The following is a 17,280-nucleotide window of genomic DNA, read 5'->3' as shown; positions in this document are numbered from 1 at the left end:
TCAATTAAAGCTAAATCTAGCTTTTAGCGCTATCACTAGAATTTGGTATTTTTAACATTTTGACTTAATAAAACCCAAACAAAATAGAAGCTTATAGAGCCCCTATAAATAAACTTACTGAGCCTGAGGTTCTGACGCATATTGTTTGAATATGTAATAATGCAGACCTTGTATTATTTGTGGCTGAGATTATGCGCGGTTTATATCTGATTACCAATGATGATCCTATCGAACTGCTTTTGGCAAAACTAGAAGGGGCGATGGCAACTTATGAAGTCGCGGTGTTGCAATATCGCCGTAAAAATGTGCCTCAAGCTCAACAGGCATACGAAATCGAATATATGAAATCGATGTGTGATCAATACAAAGTGCCATTTGTGATTAATGATGATCTTGAAACTGCCGTGAAATATGGTGTTGGTGTGCATTTAGGGCAAGAGGATGGCTCTATTGTTGAAGCGGTTGCACGCTTACCCCAAGATGTATTGATTGGTCGTAGTTGTAATAACTCGATTGAATTGGCAGAACAAGCCATTGCCGATGGTGCAAACTACGTGGCTTTTGGCGCAGTCTATGCAACTGAAACCAAACCTGAGGCAAGTACACTCACATTAGACACACTTACACAGGCGAAGCAACAACTCAATGTACCAATTTGCGCGATTGGTGGTTTAACTGTTGAAAACAGTCAGCCAGTCATTGATGCAGGTGCCGATTTATGTGCAGTGATAAGTGATATATTAGGACGTCCGATGCATACTGTTGCACAGCGTGTTTATGATTGGTCTGCACTTTTCAAAGCAGAAGCTTAAAGCAGACAGCTAATTTTATTTATTTTTTTAAGTTGAGTGCCTCCATGAGCTTATCTCCAAAGCAAGAACAGTTGTTTAAACAAGCCAATAAACATATACCTGGTGGGGTGAATTCACCTGTACGCGCATTTAACGGGGTAGGCGGAACCCCTGTATTTATTGAAAAAGCCAAAGGTGCTTATTTGTACGATGTCGATGGCAAACGCTATGTCGACTATGTAGGTTCTTGGGGACCAATGATTTTAGGTCATGCCCATCCTGCTATTATTCAGGCGGTGCAAGCTGCAGCTGAAGATGGTTTGAGTTTTGGTGCGCCAACGGTGCATGAAACGACTTTGGCCGATATTATTTGCGAAATTATGCCTTCAATTGAGTTGGTTCGCATGACCAACTCAGGTACAGAAGCCACCATGACCGCAATTCGTTTGGCGCGTGGTTATACAGGTCGTGACAAAATCGTCAAATTTGAAGGTTGCTATCATGGACACTCAGATTCGCTGTTGGTCAAAGCAGGCTCTGGACTTTTAACCAGTGGTGAAGGTGAAGCGACTTCTGCGGGTGTTCCTGCCGATTTTGCTAAACATACGCTGACTTTACCGTATAACGATATCGCCACCTTAAAAGAATGTTTTACAAAGTTTGGTGCTGAAATTGCAGGGGTGATTGTTGAGCCAGTTGCGGGCAACATGAACTTGGTTAAACCAATTGATGGTTTCCTGCAAGCAATTCGTGATGTCTGCGATGAACGCGGCTCAGTCTTTATTATTGATGAAGTAATGACAGGTTTCCGTGTTGGCTTAGGCGGTGCTCAGGCGCATTATAATGTTAAACCAGACTTGACCACACTCGGTAAAATTATTGGTGCTGGCTTACCAGTAGGTGCATTTGGTGGTAAACGCGAAATCATGGAATGTATTGCGCCATTAGGTAAGGTGTATCAAGCAGGTACTTTGTCTGGTAACCCGTTGGCGATGCGTGCGGGCATTGAAATGTTTAAACATTTACGTGCCGAAGGTTTTTATGAAAATTTAACTGCGCAACTGGAAAAATTGTTGGCAGGCTTACAAGCTGCGGCAGATGAAGCAGGTATCCCGTTCAAGACGCAACAAGTCGGTGCTATGTTTGGTTTGTATTTTACTGACCAAGATGACATCACCAGTTTTGATTCTATGCTGAATTGCGATGTCGATGCTTTCCGTAAATTCTTCCACGGAATGTTGCAACGTGGTGTGAACTTGGCGCCATCTGCTTTTGAAGCAGGCTTTATTTCATCTGCGCATAGTGATGAAGATATTGCCTACACCATTCAAGCTGCAAAAGAAACATTTGCGGAAATGAAGGCGTAATTTGACCTCTGCTTAACACTGTCCTAAAAGGCATAGATATCTCCAAAATATCTATGCTTTAGGTTAAATTGAAGACATACTCTTCAATTTAATATCAAAGGCTTAGATCAGCGTCTTGTTAAACACTAAAATAGCCTGGTCAAACTAAATATGAATCCTATTACTTCATTTGCTCCCGCCATCAAAGATATAGCTTCAGAACGGCTTTGTTGTGCAACTATCTTGCACTATGATTTCATTGTATTTTTCTATCCAAATTTTAAAAACCTTTAAAACAGTATCTTAAAAAATATTTATGCAACAAAGCCTCCTGCATGCTATAAAACCCACATTTCTAAAAGCAGGCTGATTTAAAATTCAGCAGATTGTCTGATTCAGGAATGTAAATCGGAAAATTCATCGGGAATTGATGTATTTTGCATTGTAATTCTGTGTCAGGCTTTTTATTATTGCCGCCTTGTTTTCACGATCGGCCCGGAATTGAAATTGAGTAATTTTCTAAGCGAACACCTGATTCATCGTGACGATGAGTTTATGGTGATACATAAACCCGCTGGCATACTCACCGTTCCAGGTAAAACAGCAGATTTGCAAGATTGTGTGATGAGTCGTCTAGTTAAAATTGAGCCGCGCACTTTGCTGATTCATCGCTTAGATCGTGATACTTCGGGTATTTTGGTATTTGCACTCACGAAATGGGCGCAAAAACAAATTTCGCGTCAGTTTCAAGAACGCCAAACCGATAAAACCTATCAGGCATTGGTGGCAGGGCAACTGCAAGGTGAAGGCACTGTAGATGTGCCTGTGGTCTATGATCCTGCACATCCTCCATTACACATTGCCGATGCAACCCATAACAAACCTGCGTTAACGCATTGGCGTGCATTGGAGCAATTTGAATTGCAGGGGCAAATTGTGACTCGTGTGCAACTGACGCCGATTACAGGTCGTTCGCATCAACTGCGAGTACACATGCAATATTTAGGTCATCCAATTATTGGTGATACTTTGTATGCCACGCCCGAACAGCAACAACTCATGCCTCGTTTGTGTTTACATGCAGCAGAATTAAGTTTTCTGCATCCACAAACTGAGCAACGTGTACAGTTTACTTGCCCAGTCCCATTTTAAGCGAAAAAGATTACGCAAAGCCTGTGCTTTAGGCTCTCTTTTTAGTGCGCTTTATGTCAAAATATATTGCTATACGCCCTGAATTTTTGCTCAAATACTCAGCTGGTTTTGCGCAAAAATTTATACGTCCTAACTTCTAAATAAAGGTGGAAAAATTGCAGCAGTTTGCTATTGGTCAACGTTGGTTATCAGACACAGAAACGGAATTAGGACTTGGTGTTCTGATTGATGTAGATGAGCGATCGGTCAGCATTTTATTCCCTAAAAGTGATGAAACCCGTGTCTATGCACGCAATAACGCACCTTTATCGCGTATCATTTTTAATGTAAATGATGAAGTTCAAGACCAAGAAGGCAATGTGTGGACGGTTGAATCGGTCGAAGACCGTCATGGCGTATTGCGTTATAACGTAGTGCGTCGTTTGCAAGATGGCAGTGAAGAAAAGAAATCACTGAATGAAACCCGTATTGGTGCAAGTATCCAACTTTCAAAACCATTAGACCGCTTGCTTGCTAGCCAAATTGACTATAAAGAATGGTACGACTTGCGTATTGAAGCCTTGTTGATGCAAGCCAATATGCAAAGTAGCCCACTGCGCGGCTTGGTGGGTTCGCGTGTAGGTTTGATTCCACATCAACTTTATATTGCACATGAAGTCGGTAAGCGTTTTGCGCCACGTGTCTTATTGGCAGATGAAGTTGGTTTAGGTAAAACCATTGAAGCAGGTTTGATCATCCATCAGCAACTCAAAACAGGACGTGCGGAACGTATCCTGATTTTGGTACCTGATTCGCTGCAATATCAGTGGATGATTGAAATGCGTCGCCGTTTCAATCTGCAATTCTCTTTGTTTGATTTAACCCGTACGGCATCTATTAAAGAACACGATCCTGACCTGAATCCATTCTTGACCGAACAATGCATCATTGCTTCAGTCGATTTAATGATTGACCACGATGACTTACGCGAACAAGCCCTAGAAGCAGGTTTTGATTTGCTGGTGGTCGATGAAGCGCATCACTTAATGTGGAGCGAAGAAGAAGGTGGTAATGACCGTTATGATCTGGTCGAAGAATTAGCCGAACAAACCGCAGGGGTGTTATTGCTTACAGCAACGCCTGAGCAACTGGGTGTAGAAAGCCATTTTGCGCGTTTACGTTTACTCGATCCGCAGCGTTTTAGTTCACTAGACCGTTTCTTGGATGAAGAAGCGCAATATCAACATACGGCAAAAATTGCCGAAGTCTTAATGTCAGATGCCGCATTGGAAGAAAGCCATTTGGTTGCACTGGAAGGCTTGTTGGGACATCGCATTGAAGATAACCCAGAGCAGCGTTTCCGTGCCATCCACGAATTATTAGACCGTCATGGTACAGGGCGTATTTTGTTCCGTAATACCCGTGAAGCAATTCAAGGTTTCCCAGGTCGTGATTGTCAGCCTGCGCCGTTACCTGCGCCAGAAAACTGGTCTAAAGATGGTAAATTACGTGAACAAATGTGGCCAGAAGAAGCACAGCTCGATGGCAGTTGGATGGAAACTGACCCGCGTGTAATGTGGTTAATGGAGCGTTTGCGTAGCGACTTAAAACATAAAAAAGTGCTTTTAATTGCGCGTAGCGGCCCTGTGGTAGAAGCCCTTGAAAATGCGCTGCGCCTACATGCAGGTATTCGTACTGCAATGTTCCATGAAGGCATGAGCTTGTTAGAACGTGACCAAGCGGCAGCATATTTCGCAGAAGATTCTTATGGTGCACAAATTTTATTGTGTTCCGAAATTGGTTCAGAAGGGCGTAACTTCCAGTTTGCATCAGACCTGATTTTGTTTGACTTGCCTGCTAATCCTGACGTGTTAGAACAACGTATTGGTCGTTTAGACCGTATTGGTCAAGAAAACCGTATTCAAATTCATGTGCCGTATTTGGTGGGTACTGCGCAAGAACGTATGTTCCGTTGGTATAACGAAGCACTCAATATTTTCAGCAATATTTCACCCACTGCACAAACCTTGCAGGAAAACTTTATTGTCGATTTAAAAGACTGCTTATTGGCAGATTTAGGACAACAATTTGAAGATTTACTGGAAGCAGTCAGTGTGCAGCGTGAAGCTTTGGAAGCAGAACTTCAAGCGGGTCGAGATCGTTTGTTGGAATACAACTCTTGCCGTCCTGTGGTGGCGCAGGAAATTGTACAAGCTTTAGAAGATTACGACGACAATACCACGTTGCCTATGTTTATGAAGCGCTTTATGGCATCGACCAATATTGACTTCGATGAACAAAGCAATGGCACGGTGATTATTAAACCAACTGATCAAATGCAGGTTCAAGGTTTGACCTTAGACGAAGAAGGCATGACCGCGACGTTCTATCGTGATCAGGCGCAAATTCGTGAAGATGCACAGTATTTGACCCTAGAGCATCCATTCACAGAAAGCGTGATGGAAATGATCAATACACAAGGTTTTGGTAGCACCAACGTTGCGGTATTAAAATCTGCCGCTTTGCCACAAGGTTCTGTGTTGCTCGAAGTCTGGTTCAAAGTGGATGTCATTGCACCTAAAGCCCTGAATTTGCCATCAAGCTTGCCACAGCAACTCATTCGTGTCTTATTGAGCGAAAAAGGGCAGGATTTATCGCAAAAAATTGCCCCTGAAATTTTAAAACCTTATTTACATCATTTAGATGGCAACAGTTGTCGTCAAGTGGTGAAAGCACGCCGTGACGCGATTGAAGCGCGTTATACACAGGCTTTGGAGTTGGCTAAAGCTGCATTGCCTGAATTTAAGCAACAAGCTAAAGATGTATATAGCAAAAAATGGCAATATGAAATTGACCGTTTAAGCTATTTGAAGCAATTTAACCCAAGTATTCGTGAAGATGAAATTACACGTTTACAGAAATTGCAAAAAGAAGGTGTTGCATTATTAGATGGTTTGTCGGTCACGCCTGAAGCAATTCAGGTGATGGTGGTGGTAAAGCCATAAAGAGTGCATTCAATACAGGTGTCTAGACGGTGTATTTGTATTGAGTCGGTTTTAATCAATCACTTTTTTAAATATTTGGCATCTTCTAAATTGCACGTTTTAAGTTGGGCATTGCGCCTCATTTTTACGGAGCAGTTTAGCGGGTGCTTTTTTAATATCGCAATAAAAATGTTGTGCGAGATTTTTCACATCACAGACTTAAACAAAGTAGCAACCAGTGCTTATGTGTCATTAAAATGACTCATAATTCATCTTTTTCAGCATTCCGGTCATTTGCAAAACCCAGTGGTATGCGTAGTTTAAAGGCTGTTGATCTTTTATCTATGATTGATGTGCCAAGTGTTGAATCTGTAAGCGCGTACGCATAGATCAAGTCACAGACCCGATATTCTTCTTTTAAGCGTATTTTAAATGACTAAAGCTGCAATTCATTTTACCCATGCCAATGGTATTCCTTCTGCCAGTTATCAAAAGTTTTTTCAATGTTTTGAAGCAGATTATCATTTAAAGGCAATTCCACTGATTGGTATGCAAGCAGAATTTCCTGTGACCTATAAGTGGACCTATTTGATTCATCAAGTGATTCAGGACATTGAGCAGCAGTTTCCAAAGCAACAAGTGATTGGTTTAGGGCATTCTTTTGGTTCATTATTAACCCTGATGTGTGCCTATCAGCGTCCAGATTTATTTTCTCAATTGATTATTATGGATCCACCTTTTGTGATTGGATCGAAGTCAGCATTATTTGAAATTTTACAAAAATTTAAACTGAAATATGTAGATCAACTCACACCTGCCGCCGTGACCATGAAGCGTCGAGATCATTGGGCTAGCCATGCAGAAGCCTATCAAGCTTTGCGGCATAACCGTTTATTTAAAAAATTTGATGCACAATGTTTTGAAGATTATTTTGCCAGCGGCATACAAGTCGATGCACAAAGAGGTGGTGTGACTTTAACAATTCCAAAACGGGTAGAAGCTGAAATTTTTAGAACCGTACCTGCATGGTGGTGGCGCACACCACGCAAAGCCCCAGATGTACCTGTGCATTTAATTACAGCAAGGCATAGCCCATTTTATTTGCAAGGTTTACCGCAAGGCATGCAAAAAACTTATGGAATTGAGTTTAGTGTGGTCGAGGGAGGACACATGTTTCCTTTGGAAAATCCTGAAACCACGGCAACACATGTGCAGCAATTAATTCAAAAACAACACGCTTAACAGCGAAGTCTAACAATTAAATGCTCAAACGGGCGTGACCTGATTCAGGAAAATCGCCCGATTTATCCTGTGTTATGTTAACGAATTTTGGCATCATCCAAATGACGCGCACCTTCTAAAATCATACGAATCATGGTCATGGTTTGTTCGGCGGTTTCTTTGCGCTCTGCAGTTGGCATATCAATGACTTTGGCACCCATATTAAACACCAGTTGCGTAATGGCTTTGGCTGCAATGTCGGGATGCGCCAATTTGCTATTATTCAAACGTTCCAAACGAATTAAATCATCCTGCAATTCTTGCTGGAAATAATTCAATTGGCGCTCAACAGCTAGCTTATAAGAGGTTGAACCCGTATAACCTTCACGTAATAGCAGACTTAAATTGCCTTCATCGGTATCTAATTGTTCAATAAATACTTCAACCGAGCTGCGAATAATACTGTTTTGTTTAGATGCTTTTAAGCGTGCTTCATGCAGAATTTGACGCAACACCACACCTGCACGATCAATCAGTTCAATCGCGAGTTCATCAATATCTTTAAAATGACGATAAAAACTGTTTGGTGCGATGCCTGCTTCACGTGCAACTTCACGTAAACTTAAAGATGCGATACTTTTTTGTGGGCCAATTAAATTTAATGCTGCCTGAAATAATTCTTGTTTGGTAATGGTAGCTTTACGCCCAACCGTACGCACGACAAGAGGCTCATGAACCGTTTCAGATTCTGGAAAAGTCACATCATGGTTTGTTTTCATGGCAGGCTGAGTCATATTTTCAATAATTTATAAGCTTAGAGGCATTATAGCGGTTGCGCCAGTACTTGTGAAATGATTAGAAACAATACAGGTGTATATACAAATATATATACATGTGTATAATAATTAAAATTTCATCGGGTGGTGCTGAATCATGCAGCTAACTGAAAAAAGAAAATCTCCCTTAACCAGTATTGCAACTGCAGTACTAGACCCTTATGCCGCCAATTTCTGGTTGCAAAAAATTAATCCATTATGGTCGGTGAATCAGTCACTCGGCAAAATTGTAAAAAAAGATACCGCTGCACAAGGTGTAGTGAGCTTTACTTTGCAATTCAATAAAAAATTCCAAATTGGCGCAGCAGGGCAGCATCATCCTGTTTATGTGACAATTCAGGGCGTACGCTATGAGCGAACCTATAGTTTGACTCAGCTTGATGCACAACACGTTTTATTGACGGTAAAAAAAGTTGATCAGGGCAAAGTCAGCACATGGCTGGTTGAGCAAGCCAAAGTTGGTGATACTTTGGAATTTGGTGCGCCTTATGGTGATATGCAACTGCCTGCACAAGCCCAGCCTTTAATTCTATTGGCAGCGGGTAGTGGTATCACACCAATGTATAGTTTGCTACAAGACATGGCAAAATCTGGTCGTCTTAGTAGCACTCCAGTGACTTTAATGTATTGGGTAAAAACCTTTGCAGATGCAGCATTTAAAGCGCAATTTGAAGCTTGGGCACAGCAATATCCAAACTTTAAATTTCAAGTGCTTTATACCCAAGAGCCGAGTTTGGCGCACAGCCGTTTAAATGCAGAACATTTAAAAGACTTAGCGCAAATTGAGCAAAGTGCAGTGTTTGCATGTGGCCCATCGGGTTTTACCACGCAAGCTGAACAATTACTTGCACAGGCTGCCTTGCTAAAAACAGAAGCTTTTAGCATGACCCCTGTGTTAAGTGACGATGTTGGTTTGGTACAAGTTACACTGACTCAATCGAAAAAGATTATCACTATTCCAAAAGGCAAGTCCATTTTAGAAAGTCTGGAACAGCAAAATATTAAACCTAAATACGGCTGTCGTATGGGAATTTGCCATAAATGCGTATGCAACAAGGCTGAAGGTTCAACGAAAAACTTGGTCGATGGTGTTCAAAACAGCGAACCGAATAACCAATTGAAAATCTGCGTCAATTCAGCACAAACCGATTTAATTATTGATTTATAAGCGAGTTCCGATTATGAATATGCCAGTAAAAATAGAATATTTCCGCAATCCTAAAAACCGTGAACTCACTCAATTTGAATTAGATGAGCTTGCACGTGAATTAGACGCCATTAAACAAGAAGTTTTGGATGATATTGGCGAAAAAGATGCTAAATACATCCGCCGTGTTTATTCAACCATTCGTTATAGCTCAATGGCAGGTCGTGCCTTATTGTTCGCAGGATGGTTCCCGCCAGCATGGGTTTTGGGTACAGGCTTGTTAGGCTTTGCCAAAATTATGGAAAACATGGAATTAGGTCATAATGTCATGCATGGTCAGTATGACTGGATGAATGATCCTAAATTCAATGGTGCAAGTTATGAATGGGATACGGTAGGTACTTCAGACAACTGGCGTCAAACCCATAACTTTAAACACCATACTTATACCAATATTAAAGGTATGGATGATGATATTGGCTATGGTTTGGTGCGTTTGTTCCCAGAACAGCGCTGGAGATCAGGCTATTTATTGCAACCTTTATACAGTATTCCTTTCTGCTTACTGTTCCAATGGGGTGTTGCCATTCAGAATTTAGAAATTGGTAAAATTTTGAATGGCCGTAAAAGCAAAGCCCAAGCCAAAAAAGAATGGCAACCTATGCAGAAGAAAATTGGAAAACAATTGTTTAAAGATTATGTGTTCTTTCCATTGATTGCAGGCCCTTCGGCTTTACCAGTGTTTACAGGGAACTTGGTTGCGAATGGTATTCGTAATATTTGGACATTCAGCATTATTTTCTGCGGTCACTTTACGAAGGATGTAGAAGTATTTCCAAAGTCTGTGATGCAAAACGAAAGCCGTGGTCACTGGTATATGCGTCAAATTCGTGGTTCATCGAATCTTACAGGTTCTGAAGCATTCCACATTTTGACAGGACATTTAAGCCATCAAATTGAACACCATTTATATCCAGATATTCCTGCACGTCGCTATCGTAAAATGGCGCCAAAAGTACAAGCTGTGTGTGAAAAGTATGGCTTGAACTACAACAATGCGAGCTTAGTTAAACAGTACGGCAGTGTGCTTAAACGTATTGTGAAATATGCTTTTCCATTTAAGAAATAAGTGACTTACAAATGAGTTGTTTAGTACGAATAGATTAAGTGATTGATCTTGGTTTAAAACTATACTTCTATTTTGAATTAGAGGTGATGCTGTAAAGTGTCACCTTTTTTATTGCTTTAGGTGTTGTAGTCGTTATTTTTATGCTGAATCATCAGCTATTTTATTAAGAGAAAACTCTATTTTTATTTTCTATTCTGGGTATAAAAAAGTAATCACCATAGGCGGCATCCGCTACATGTAACTTAAAAAACCCACAATTCAAATTGTGGTTTTATTATATCATTCATCAAAATCAAGCCAGTTTTTTATAAGTTACAATTTCTGGCAATGAATGATCACTACCCACCATATAAGAATAAGTCGCTAAACTCAGCATGGCATCATCTTCATCACTATTACCATACGCATAAATAGCTGCATAATTTTCTAAATCATATTGTTCTAAAATCCGTATTTTCTTTTGTTCCCGACTACAATCAGGTGTTGAATATTGCCCTGTGAATTGTAGATTTTTAATTTCTGTTTCAGTACAAAGCAAATCGACATTTAACTGCTGACAAATATATTGCAAATAAATATCCACACTGGCAGAAACAATCACCACATCATCACCATTGAATTGATGCTGTTTTAATTGTTGTAACAGTTGTGGGTTAAGGTCATGCATTAAATCTGCTGCATAGCGTTGTGCAAGTGCTAATATTTCAGTTGTACTTGCAGCTTTAAACATGGCATTAAACAATTTAGGGCGCATGGCATGTGCAGGATAAACTTTTAAATAGTAAGCCTGAATCCAAGGCAAGATTTTAAGTCCTTGCTTAAAAATATGCCGCTTAGATAAAGCATAGAAAATAAACCCTGTAAAACTGTCTTTGCTGCACAGGGTCCCATCAAAATCAAATAGGGCTAGATTTTTATATTTTTGGCTTTTTGCATGCATGTTTTATAACGTCCATTGACTCGCGTAGCAAACCAATTGGTGTTGTAATCTCGACTCAGTTTAGGCCCTGAAATGACCACTTGCGGCATCATGGCATAAAATGGCTCTTTGCCCGTTTGCGCTTTATAGAGTTTCGTGACCGCCAAATAAGTTGCAGTGTCTTCAAATTTCTTTTCTTTTTCTTTTTTTAGGTCTGCACGAATTTGTCGTGGGGTGACTAGAATATTATGTTTGGAAAAAACAGCAATTAATTCGCGTTCTGATTCACTCTTTGCATTACGCACACCACCATCTTTAGTGTAAAGCAGCAAATCACCATCTAAATCTAATTCTGCTTCGGTTAAATCATTCAGCATACTTTGGAATGCTGCATTGCGGCTCGAATACATGCCAGAGTTATAATCAGCAAAGCGGTATAGCGGTTGATCGTAATCGGCAGGATACATCATTAAACGATGAATCCCGTAATATAATCCGCCATATTGAGTGTATAGATCGCTGCGTAACTCTGCGATGTTGCCGCTTTGACGTTTATGCTCTTTGGCATAGCTAATATGCACTTGCATCGAGCCTAAAGTGGTAATTGGATTAAGTTTTTCGCCAATATTTTGTCCAAACAGTTTGGCAGCACCTGTTAGTGCAGATACGTGATAATGTTTGGCCATATAGTCAAAAATTTCACGATACAATTCATCTAATTCACGTTCGGTTTTCACACGACGCATTTGGCTTAAATAGTTATCTTCAGGGCTAGGATGGTTTTTTAGTACATCCTGAAAATAGCCTGCAACCGTACCGCCAATCGCTTCGCCCAGTTTATCTTTAAATTTCTCATCCAAACGGTCTTGCACTTCTTTAACTGCTTTTTCACCCAGACCATAGACTTGAGGGTCGGCTACAAAGTTGGATTCCTGATCCACGACGGCAATGATGGTACACATATTTTCTTTGGTTTGTGGAATGCCCAATTGCTCTGAAATATCGTAAATATCTTTTGCCCAAGCACTACGCTCGCTGACCCGATTTGGAATGAGTTTGCGGATTTGTTCTGCTTCAAGGGTAGGCTCATTGTCCTTAGACCACCATGCGCTATCTCCACAGGCAGCCAAGCTTAATGATAAAGCAAGCACGCTGAAGGGTTTCATCAAAGAAGTGAATACAGTGTCTTTCATAGATAGGGAAAACTCGTTCCAAATGGATGAGCCCAAAGGGCAGATGCAGTATACTATGCCAATCGTTAAAGTTAAGAATATATATGTATATTGGTCCCTATCAACTGTCAAATAATTTGATCGTTGCCCCGATGGCAGGCGTCACAGATAGACCCTTTCGCTCACTGTGCAAGTACTTTGGTGCAGGGCATGCGGTCAGTGAAATGATGACCTCTGACAAAACTTTGCGCATGAGTAAAAAGAGTTTGTATCGTGCCAACTTTGATGGGGAACTTGCACCAATTTCTGCACAAATTGCAGGTTCAGACCCGCATGATTTGGCCGAAGCCGCACGTTATCAAGTCGCCAATGGTGCACAAATTGTTGATATCAATATGGGATGTCCTGCCAAAAAAGTCTGCAATAAGTTGGCTGGTTCGGCTTTATTGCAAGATGAAGATTTGGTGGCACGCATTTTAGATACTGTGGTTGCCGCGGTGAATGTGCCTGTGACACTGAAAACTCGCTTAGGTTTTTTGAATGGGCAGGAAAATATTTTACGGGTTGCCAAACGCGCAGAACAAGCAGGCATTGCTGCATTGGCATTGCATGGGCGTACCCGTGAAGATATGTATTTAAACCGTGCACGCTATTCACTGATTAAAGAAGTGAAAAGCATGCTCAATATTCCTGTGATTGCCAATGGTGATATTGATAGTCCTGAAAAAGCCAAATATGTCTTGGACTATACAGGCGCAGATGCGATTATGATTGGACGTGCTGCGCAAGGACGTCCGTGGATTTTTCGGGAAATCGCACATTATTTAGCAACAGGTGAGCTGTTAGCAGCACCGAGCATTGCAGAAGTTCAAAAAGTATTACTTGGACATTTAGCTGAGCTGTATGAATTTTATGGTGAATATTCAGGTTGTCGTATTTCACGTAAACATATTGCTTGGTACACCAAAGGTTTACGTTCAAGTAATGAATTCCGTCAAAGTATGTATCAAGTAGAAAGTACTGCAGAACAATATAAAGTGGTGGAAGATTACTTTAATCAGCTACTTGCGCATGGTGAAATCATGAGTGATGTGCAGGTTGAAGCGGTGAACTTATTAGATACAAAATAAAAACCCAACCGTGATACACAGTTGAGTTTTTCGTACGTAAACTTAGCGTGCGTGAATCATTTCCAAAACCAACTGATTAATTAAATCTGCGGCCTCTAATTCACGAATCTGACTGACATTACTGCCTGCCCAAAAAGGGGCATAACCTTGCTCGCCTTGTGTGACGGCTGCTGAATGCAACTGTTTTGCAAGATCATACGTATATGGATAGGTGGGCACAGTTAAACGATTTGGTGTATCTACCTGTGTATGCCAATGATTAATTAAACCACGGGCAGAGCGTCCAGAGATGCTGTCGGTAATTTGAGTAATGTTTTGCTGAAATAAAGCTTGTCGATAAGCTGGATTGGCATTGGAACTTTTACATTGCACAAAGGCTGTACCCAGCTGTACCGCAGAAGCGCCCAATTTCAGCATTAACTGTGCTTGCTGACCATTCATAATGCCACCTGCGGCAACCACTGGCAGGGTACAATGTTCACGAATCAGTTGTACTAAATCGCTGGTTTTAATTGCACTATCAAAAGTTTGGTTAAAGATACCCCGATGTCCACCTGCCTCAATGCCTTGGGCGATAATGACATCAATTCCCGCTGCTTCAATGGCTTGAGCTTCGGCTAAGTTGGTTGCTGAAACCATAGTAATGATTCCTGCATCTTTTAAAGCCTGAATTTGATGCGCATGCGGAATCCCGAAGTGAAAACTGACGGCTTGTGGTTTAGTTTCTAGTACAAGATCTAAATATCCATCATGGTCTTTAAAACTTGGATAAATACAATTTAGTTGACTCGGTGCAGTTGCGCCATATCGTTCAAAGATTGGCTGAAAATGTGCAATCCACGCTTGTGCAGCGACTTCATCTAGTGGACTTGATTCATGGCAAAAGAAATTGACCTGAAATGGAAAATCAGTCAGTTCTTGAGTGCGTAAAATTTGCTCACGTGCAGCATCTACCGTGTTTGCACCTAAACCGAGTGAGCCAAAACCACCTTGATTAGAAACCTCGGCTGCAAGTTCGGGAGTAGAAACGCCAGCCATTGGAGCAAGAAAAATAGGATGCTTTATATTCAGTTGTTCTAATAAGGTCATATTATTTACTCCATGTTTTTATCTACTTTGCCCAACTCTAGGTAGATTGGCAAATCATATCCGTCATTTCCTTATGAAATATTAAGATGAGCGATATCATTAAATTTGCAGATGCTTTCAGGCATAATAAGCCTGATATATGAATTGATGAGTAAATTAATGAAGCCTTTCGTTTATGGTGGTTTGCTTGTGGTATGTGGATTAAGTGCCTGTAGCAATCCACAACAAACTCAAGTGAAAATTGATCCAAAGCAATATCAGGTTCAGGATGCGACTGCATTACAACAGCGTATAGATGCTTTAAATGTCAAATTGGCGCAAGACTTCAAACAATTTAAACAAGTCGAAAATATCGCATTTGCGCATCAATTCCCTTTAGATGTAAATAACTTACAAACTTTGAATCAGCATTTAGTCGCCAGTACTGCTTTAAAGCCGACTAAAATTGCTTATTGCGATATGATGAATGGTCATTTTGCTGAGTTATATCGTTTAGGACATTACAATCTAGATTTTCTTAAAGATGTAAAATTACCGCGTGCAGAGCAGGAAAATTTGACTGAAAATTTTGCCAATGCGGAATCTTATTATGATTTTATTTTGAATCGTTATACCAGTTATCGCCAAGTGCAACAGACCATGGGCTATGGTTGTAATTTAAAAGCGGCGTTATAGTTGCGGCAGGATTTAGGTTTACCAGGGTCTGTTGATATTTCATAAATGGCTTGCGCTGTAGGCTAAAACTGAGCAGATTAGGCATGAAACGCAGGGAATAACGGGTTTATTTTCAAGTTTCATAACGCAATCTGTGAAAGTTTTAGCCACATGAGCAAAAACAAAGCACTGCTTTGTTTGCTGCGCAAGGGAACAAGCATATTTTTTGCTGCTATTACGTTATGTTCCAGTCATTTAGAATGACTAAATTTCCTGTCCCATGCCTTATATCAGCTAAAAAACCTTGCGAGATATATCTCTCATGTCGCAAACATAGACGAATTGTCAACAGACCCTAATTAAATCGTGCTGAATAAAAAACTCCTGAGAACTTGCTCAGGAGTTTTTGTTTTATACAATCAAATTATTGTTGTGCTTTTTCTTTCACATTTGCAGCACCTTGTTCAACCGCACCTGCAGTCGCAGCAGTTGCATCTTTAGCAGCTTGTACAGTCGCATCAGCTGCGTTTTCTGTTGCTGTTGCAACATTGTGTGCAGCATTTTCAGTTGCTTGCGCTGCGTTATCTACCGCAGTTGCTGTAGCAGTAGCAGCTTCATGTGTTGCATCTTTGGCATCATGTGCAGCTTGAGCCGCAGCGTTTTCTAAGTGTTCACCCGTAGTTGCCCCTGTTTCTGGTGCTTTTTCTTTTGCACAACCTACAAGTGCTACAGTGGCAGCAAGACCTAAAGCAATAAGAAGTTTATTCATTATCATGTTTCCTTTTTTTACATCCACTTAAGATGGGATAATGCGAATATAACCAAAAAACAATCAATTTGAAGCTTAAAATTGTTCAAATAATGTAATGGGTTTAGATATTTTTTTGTTGTGTAGATTAGAACGATAAATTAGAGAAAAATATGCCGATGCGATTCATTTTTTCTGATAAGGTGAAATCTTAAGAATGGTTACAGTTTTTATTGTACAGTAATGCCATTCTGTAAGATTGGGATTGTAAAATGCTTAAAAAAGGGATTTATCAACATTATAAAGGGCAATTGTATCAAGTGCTGCATGTGGCTACACACAGTGAAACCCAAGAGAAATTGGTGGTTTATCAATGCTTATATGGCGATTATTCTATTTGGGCCAGACCGCTTGATATGTTCACGGAGAGTATTACTTTGGATGATGACCGTGAACAGGAACGCTTTAAATTGATTCAAGAAGTGTATTAATATTTGAAGTTATTTACCTATTTAAAACGATCCAATCTATTTTTAGATTGGATCGTTATGTGGATGTTCAAAGTTTAATAAAATCAATTATTGAATGGAAATACGGTTAAAGCTTAAATCGTATGCTAAATATTTACTCACAAAAGCTGCTTTATCACTACGTCTTAATAAGTTGTCATAAATAAATCGTGGTACAGGATGGAATAAATCCCCAGAGCCATTTTCGTAAAATATTTTTAAATAACGTGAAGATGCACTGTATGTCCAGGATGTCACGGCAAGTGTTTTACCCATAAGCAACTCCTTTATTTTTTATATTATTTTTCACAGAATAAATCTGCTTATTTTGAACATAAGTGAAGTGCTTGCTAAAAAGTATTACAGAATTGTAACTTTTGAATATAAGTTTTTTGCGCAACCTAAACGTGCCAAAAACGACAAAACTATTATGAAGCGAAATAAAACACCACATTTAGGATGTGGTGTTTATGC

The 17,280-nt window shown here is 40.3% G+C and carries 16 protein-coding genes; 10 read left to right on the top strand and 6 right to left on the bottom strand.

Annotated features, from left to right (window positions below; translation table 11 throughout):
• Positions 1–191: 191 nt before the first annotated feature.
• From thiE to AC07E5_RS05785, 5 genes are all read left to right on the top strand, one after another.
• A complete protein-coding gene (gene thiE, locus AC07E5_RS05805) occupies positions 192–812 on the top strand; it encodes a thiamine phosphate synthase (protein ID WP_498624920.1) in 621 nt (206 codons plus the stop codon).
• Between the two features lie 44 nt (positions 813–856).
• Positions 857–2,158, top strand: a complete 1,302-nt coding sequence (hemL, locus tag AC07E5_RS05800) for a glutamate-1-semialdehyde 2,1-aminomutase (protein WP_104852178.1) — start codon at positions 857–859, stop codon at positions 2,156–2,158.
• A 486-nt stretch (positions 2,159–2,644) separates the two neighbouring features.
• Entirely contained in the window at positions 2,645–3,289 is a 645-nt protein-coding gene (locus AC07E5_RS05795) for an RluA family pseudouridine synthase (RefSeq protein WP_004973024.1), read from the top strand.
• 146 nt (positions 3,290–3,435) lie between these two features.
• The gene (gene rapA / locus AC07E5_RS05790; RefSeq protein ID WP_180187066.1) at positions 3,436–6,273 is read left to right on the top strand and encodes an RNA polymerase-associated protein RapA; all 2,838 of its coding nucleotides are present in this window, start codon (positions 3,436–3,438) and stop codon (positions 6,271–6,273) included.
• Positions 6,274–6,684: 411 nt separating this feature from the next.
• Positions 6,685–7,494 carry an alpha/beta fold hydrolase gene (locus AC07E5_RS05785; RefSeq protein ID WP_104852176.1) on the top strand — a complete coding sequence of 270 codons (810 nt, stop codon included), beginning with the start codon at positions 6,685–6,687 and terminating at the stop codon, positions 7,492–7,494.
• A 77-nt stretch (positions 7,495–7,571) separates the two neighbouring features.
• Here the strand turns inward: AC07E5_RS05785 and fabR are convergent, their stop codons facing one another.
• Positions 7,572–8,252, bottom strand: a complete 681-nt coding sequence (fabR, locus tag AC07E5_RS05780) for an HTH-type transcriptional repressor FabR (protein WP_416651244.1) — start codon at positions 8,250–8,252, stop codon at positions 7,572–7,574.
• Between the two features lie 154 nt (positions 8,253–8,406).
• On the opposite strand from fabR, the gene AC07E5_RS05775 reads away from it, so the two are divergent.
• Both AC07E5_RS05775 and AC07E5_RS05770 read left to right on the top strand, forming a co-directional pair.
• A complete protein-coding gene (locus AC07E5_RS05775) occupies positions 8,407–9,477 on the top strand; it encodes a ferredoxin reductase (protein ID WP_498624916.1) in 1,071 nt (356 codons plus the stop codon).
• A gap of 13 nt (positions 9,478–9,490) precedes the next feature.
• The gene (locus AC07E5_RS05770) at positions 9,491–10,585 is read left to right on the top strand and encodes a fatty acid desaturase family protein (RefSeq protein WP_096900933.1); all 1,095 of its coding nucleotides are present in this window, start codon (positions 9,491–9,493) and stop codon (positions 10,583–10,585) included.
• Positions 10,586–10,877: 292 nt separating this feature from the next.
• On the opposite strand, the gene AC07E5_RS05765 is transcribed toward AC07E5_RS05770, so the two are convergent.
• Positions 10,878–11,525 carry an HAD-IB family hydrolase gene (locus AC07E5_RS05765; RefSeq protein ID WP_353675639.1) on the bottom strand — a complete coding sequence of 216 codons (648 nt, stop codon included), beginning with the start codon at positions 11,523–11,525 and terminating at the stop codon, positions 10,878–10,880.
• Positions 11,492–12,697 (bottom strand): DUF1615 family protein, encoded by a 1,206-nt coding sequence (locus AC07E5_RS05760; protein WP_179989574.1) that lies wholly within the window; start codon positions 12,695–12,697, stop codon positions 11,492–11,494. The genes AC07E5_RS05765 and AC07E5_RS05760 overlap by 34 nt, the downstream gene beginning before the upstream one ends.
• An 83-nt stretch (positions 12,698–12,780) precedes the next feature.
• Here AC07E5_RS05760 and dusB point away from each other — a divergent pair, with 83 nt between their 5' ends.
• Complete coding sequence (dusB, locus tag AC07E5_RS05755; RefSeq protein ID WP_004973043.1) at positions 12,781–13,806, top strand: tRNA dihydrouridine synthase DusB; 1,026 nt, start codon at positions 12,781–12,783, stop codon at positions 13,804–13,806.
• A gap of 42 nt (positions 13,807–13,848) precedes the next feature.
• Here dusB and AC07E5_RS05750 read toward each other — a convergent pair whose 3' ends face one another.
• A complete protein-coding gene (locus AC07E5_RS05750) occupies positions 13,849–14,895 on the bottom strand; it encodes an NAD(P)H-dependent flavin oxidoreductase (RefSeq protein WP_004973046.1) in 1,047 nt (348 codons plus the stop codon).
• A 159-nt stretch (positions 14,896–15,054) separates the two neighbouring features.
• Here AC07E5_RS05750 and AC07E5_RS05745 point away from each other — a divergent pair, with 159 nt between their 5' ends.
• Positions 15,055–15,570: a putative periplasmic lipoprotein gene (locus AC07E5_RS05745; protein ID WP_498624913.1), complete on the top strand. Its 516-nt coding sequence runs from the start codon at positions 15,055–15,057 to the stop codon at positions 15,568–15,570.
• A gap of 403 nt (positions 15,571–15,973) precedes the next feature.
• On the opposite strand, the gene AC07E5_RS05740 is transcribed toward AC07E5_RS05745, so the two are convergent.
• Positions 15,974–16,318 carry a hypothetical protein gene (locus AC07E5_RS05740; RefSeq protein ID WP_004973048.1) on the bottom strand — a complete coding sequence of 115 codons (345 nt, stop codon included), beginning with the start codon at positions 16,316–16,318 and terminating at the stop codon, positions 15,974–15,976.
• A 251-nt stretch (positions 16,319–16,569) separates the two neighbouring features.
• Here AC07E5_RS05740 and AC07E5_RS05735 point away from each other — a divergent pair, with 251 nt between their 5' ends.
• Positions 16,570–16,788, top strand: coding sequence for a DUF1653 domain-containing protein (locus AC07E5_RS05735; protein ID WP_004973051.1), 219 nt, complete (start codon positions 16,570–16,572; stop codon positions 16,786–16,788).
• 87 nt (positions 16,789–16,875) lie between these two features.
• Here the strand turns inward: AC07E5_RS05735 and AC07E5_RS05730 are convergent, their stop codons facing one another.
• The gene (locus AC07E5_RS05730; RefSeq protein WP_498624910.1) at positions 16,876–17,082 is read right to left on the bottom strand and encodes a KTSC domain-containing protein; all 207 of its coding nucleotides are present in this window, start codon (positions 17,080–17,082) and stop codon (positions 16,876–16,878) included.
• Between the last annotated feature and the right edge of the window lie 198 nt (positions 17,083–17,280).

The sequence above is a fragment of the Acinetobacter seohaensis genome (assembly GCF_056431365.1).
The sequence above is the reverse complement of the archived record's forward strand: the minus strand, read 5'-3'. Positions and strand labels throughout refer to the sequence as shown.

Coding starts and splice junctions, on each gene's coding strand:
- thiE (WP_498624920.1), top strand. CDS start 192: ATGCGCGGTTTATATCTGATTACCAATGATGATCCTATCGAACTGCTT.
- hemL (WP_104852178.1), top strand. CDS start 857: ATGAGCTTATCTCCAAAGCAAGAACAGTTGTTTAAACAAGCCAATAAA.
- AC07E5_RS05785 (WP_104852176.1), top strand. CDS start 6,685: ATGACTAAAGCTGCAATTCATTTTACCCATGCCAATGGTATTCCTTCT.
- fabR (WP_416651244.1), bottom strand. CDS start 8,252: ATGAAAACAAACCATGATGTGACTTTTCCAGAATCTGAAACGGTTCAT.
- AC07E5_RS05775 (WP_498624916.1), top strand. CDS start 8,407: ATGCAGCTAACTGAAAAAAGAAAATCTCCCTTAACCAGTATTGCAACT.
- AC07E5_RS05770 (WP_096900933.1), top strand. CDS start 9,491: ATGAATATGCCAGTAAAAATAGAATATTTCCGCAATCCTAAAAACCGT.
- AC07E5_RS05765 (WP_353675639.1), bottom strand. CDS start 11,525: ATGCATGCAAAAAGCCAAAAATATAAAAATCTAGCCCTATTTGATTTT.
- AC07E5_RS05760 (WP_179989574.1), bottom strand. CDS start 12,697: ATGAAAGACACTGTATTCACTTCTTTGATGAAACCCTTCAGCGTGCTT.
- dusB (WP_004973043.1), top strand. CDS start 12,781: ATGTATATTGGTCCCTATCAACTGTCAAATAATTTGATCGTTGCCCCG.
- AC07E5_RS05750 (WP_004973046.1), bottom strand. CDS start 14,895: ATGACCTTATTAGAACAACTGAATATAAAGCATCCTATTTTTCTTGCT.
- AC07E5_RS05745 (WP_498624913.1), top strand. CDS start 15,055: ATGAAGCCTTTCGTTTATGGTGGTTTGCTTGTGGTATGTGGATTAAGT.
- AC07E5_RS05740 (WP_004973048.1), bottom strand. CDS start 16,318: ATGAATAAACTTCTTATTGCTTTAGGTCTTGCTGCCACTGTAGCACTT.
- AC07E5_RS05735 (WP_004973051.1), top strand. CDS start 16,570: ATGCTTAAAAAAGGGATTTATCAACATTATAAAGGGCAATTGTATCAA.
- AC07E5_RS05730 (WP_498624910.1), bottom strand. CDS start 17,082: ATGGGTAAAACACTTGCCGTGACATCCTGGACATACAGTGCATCTTCA.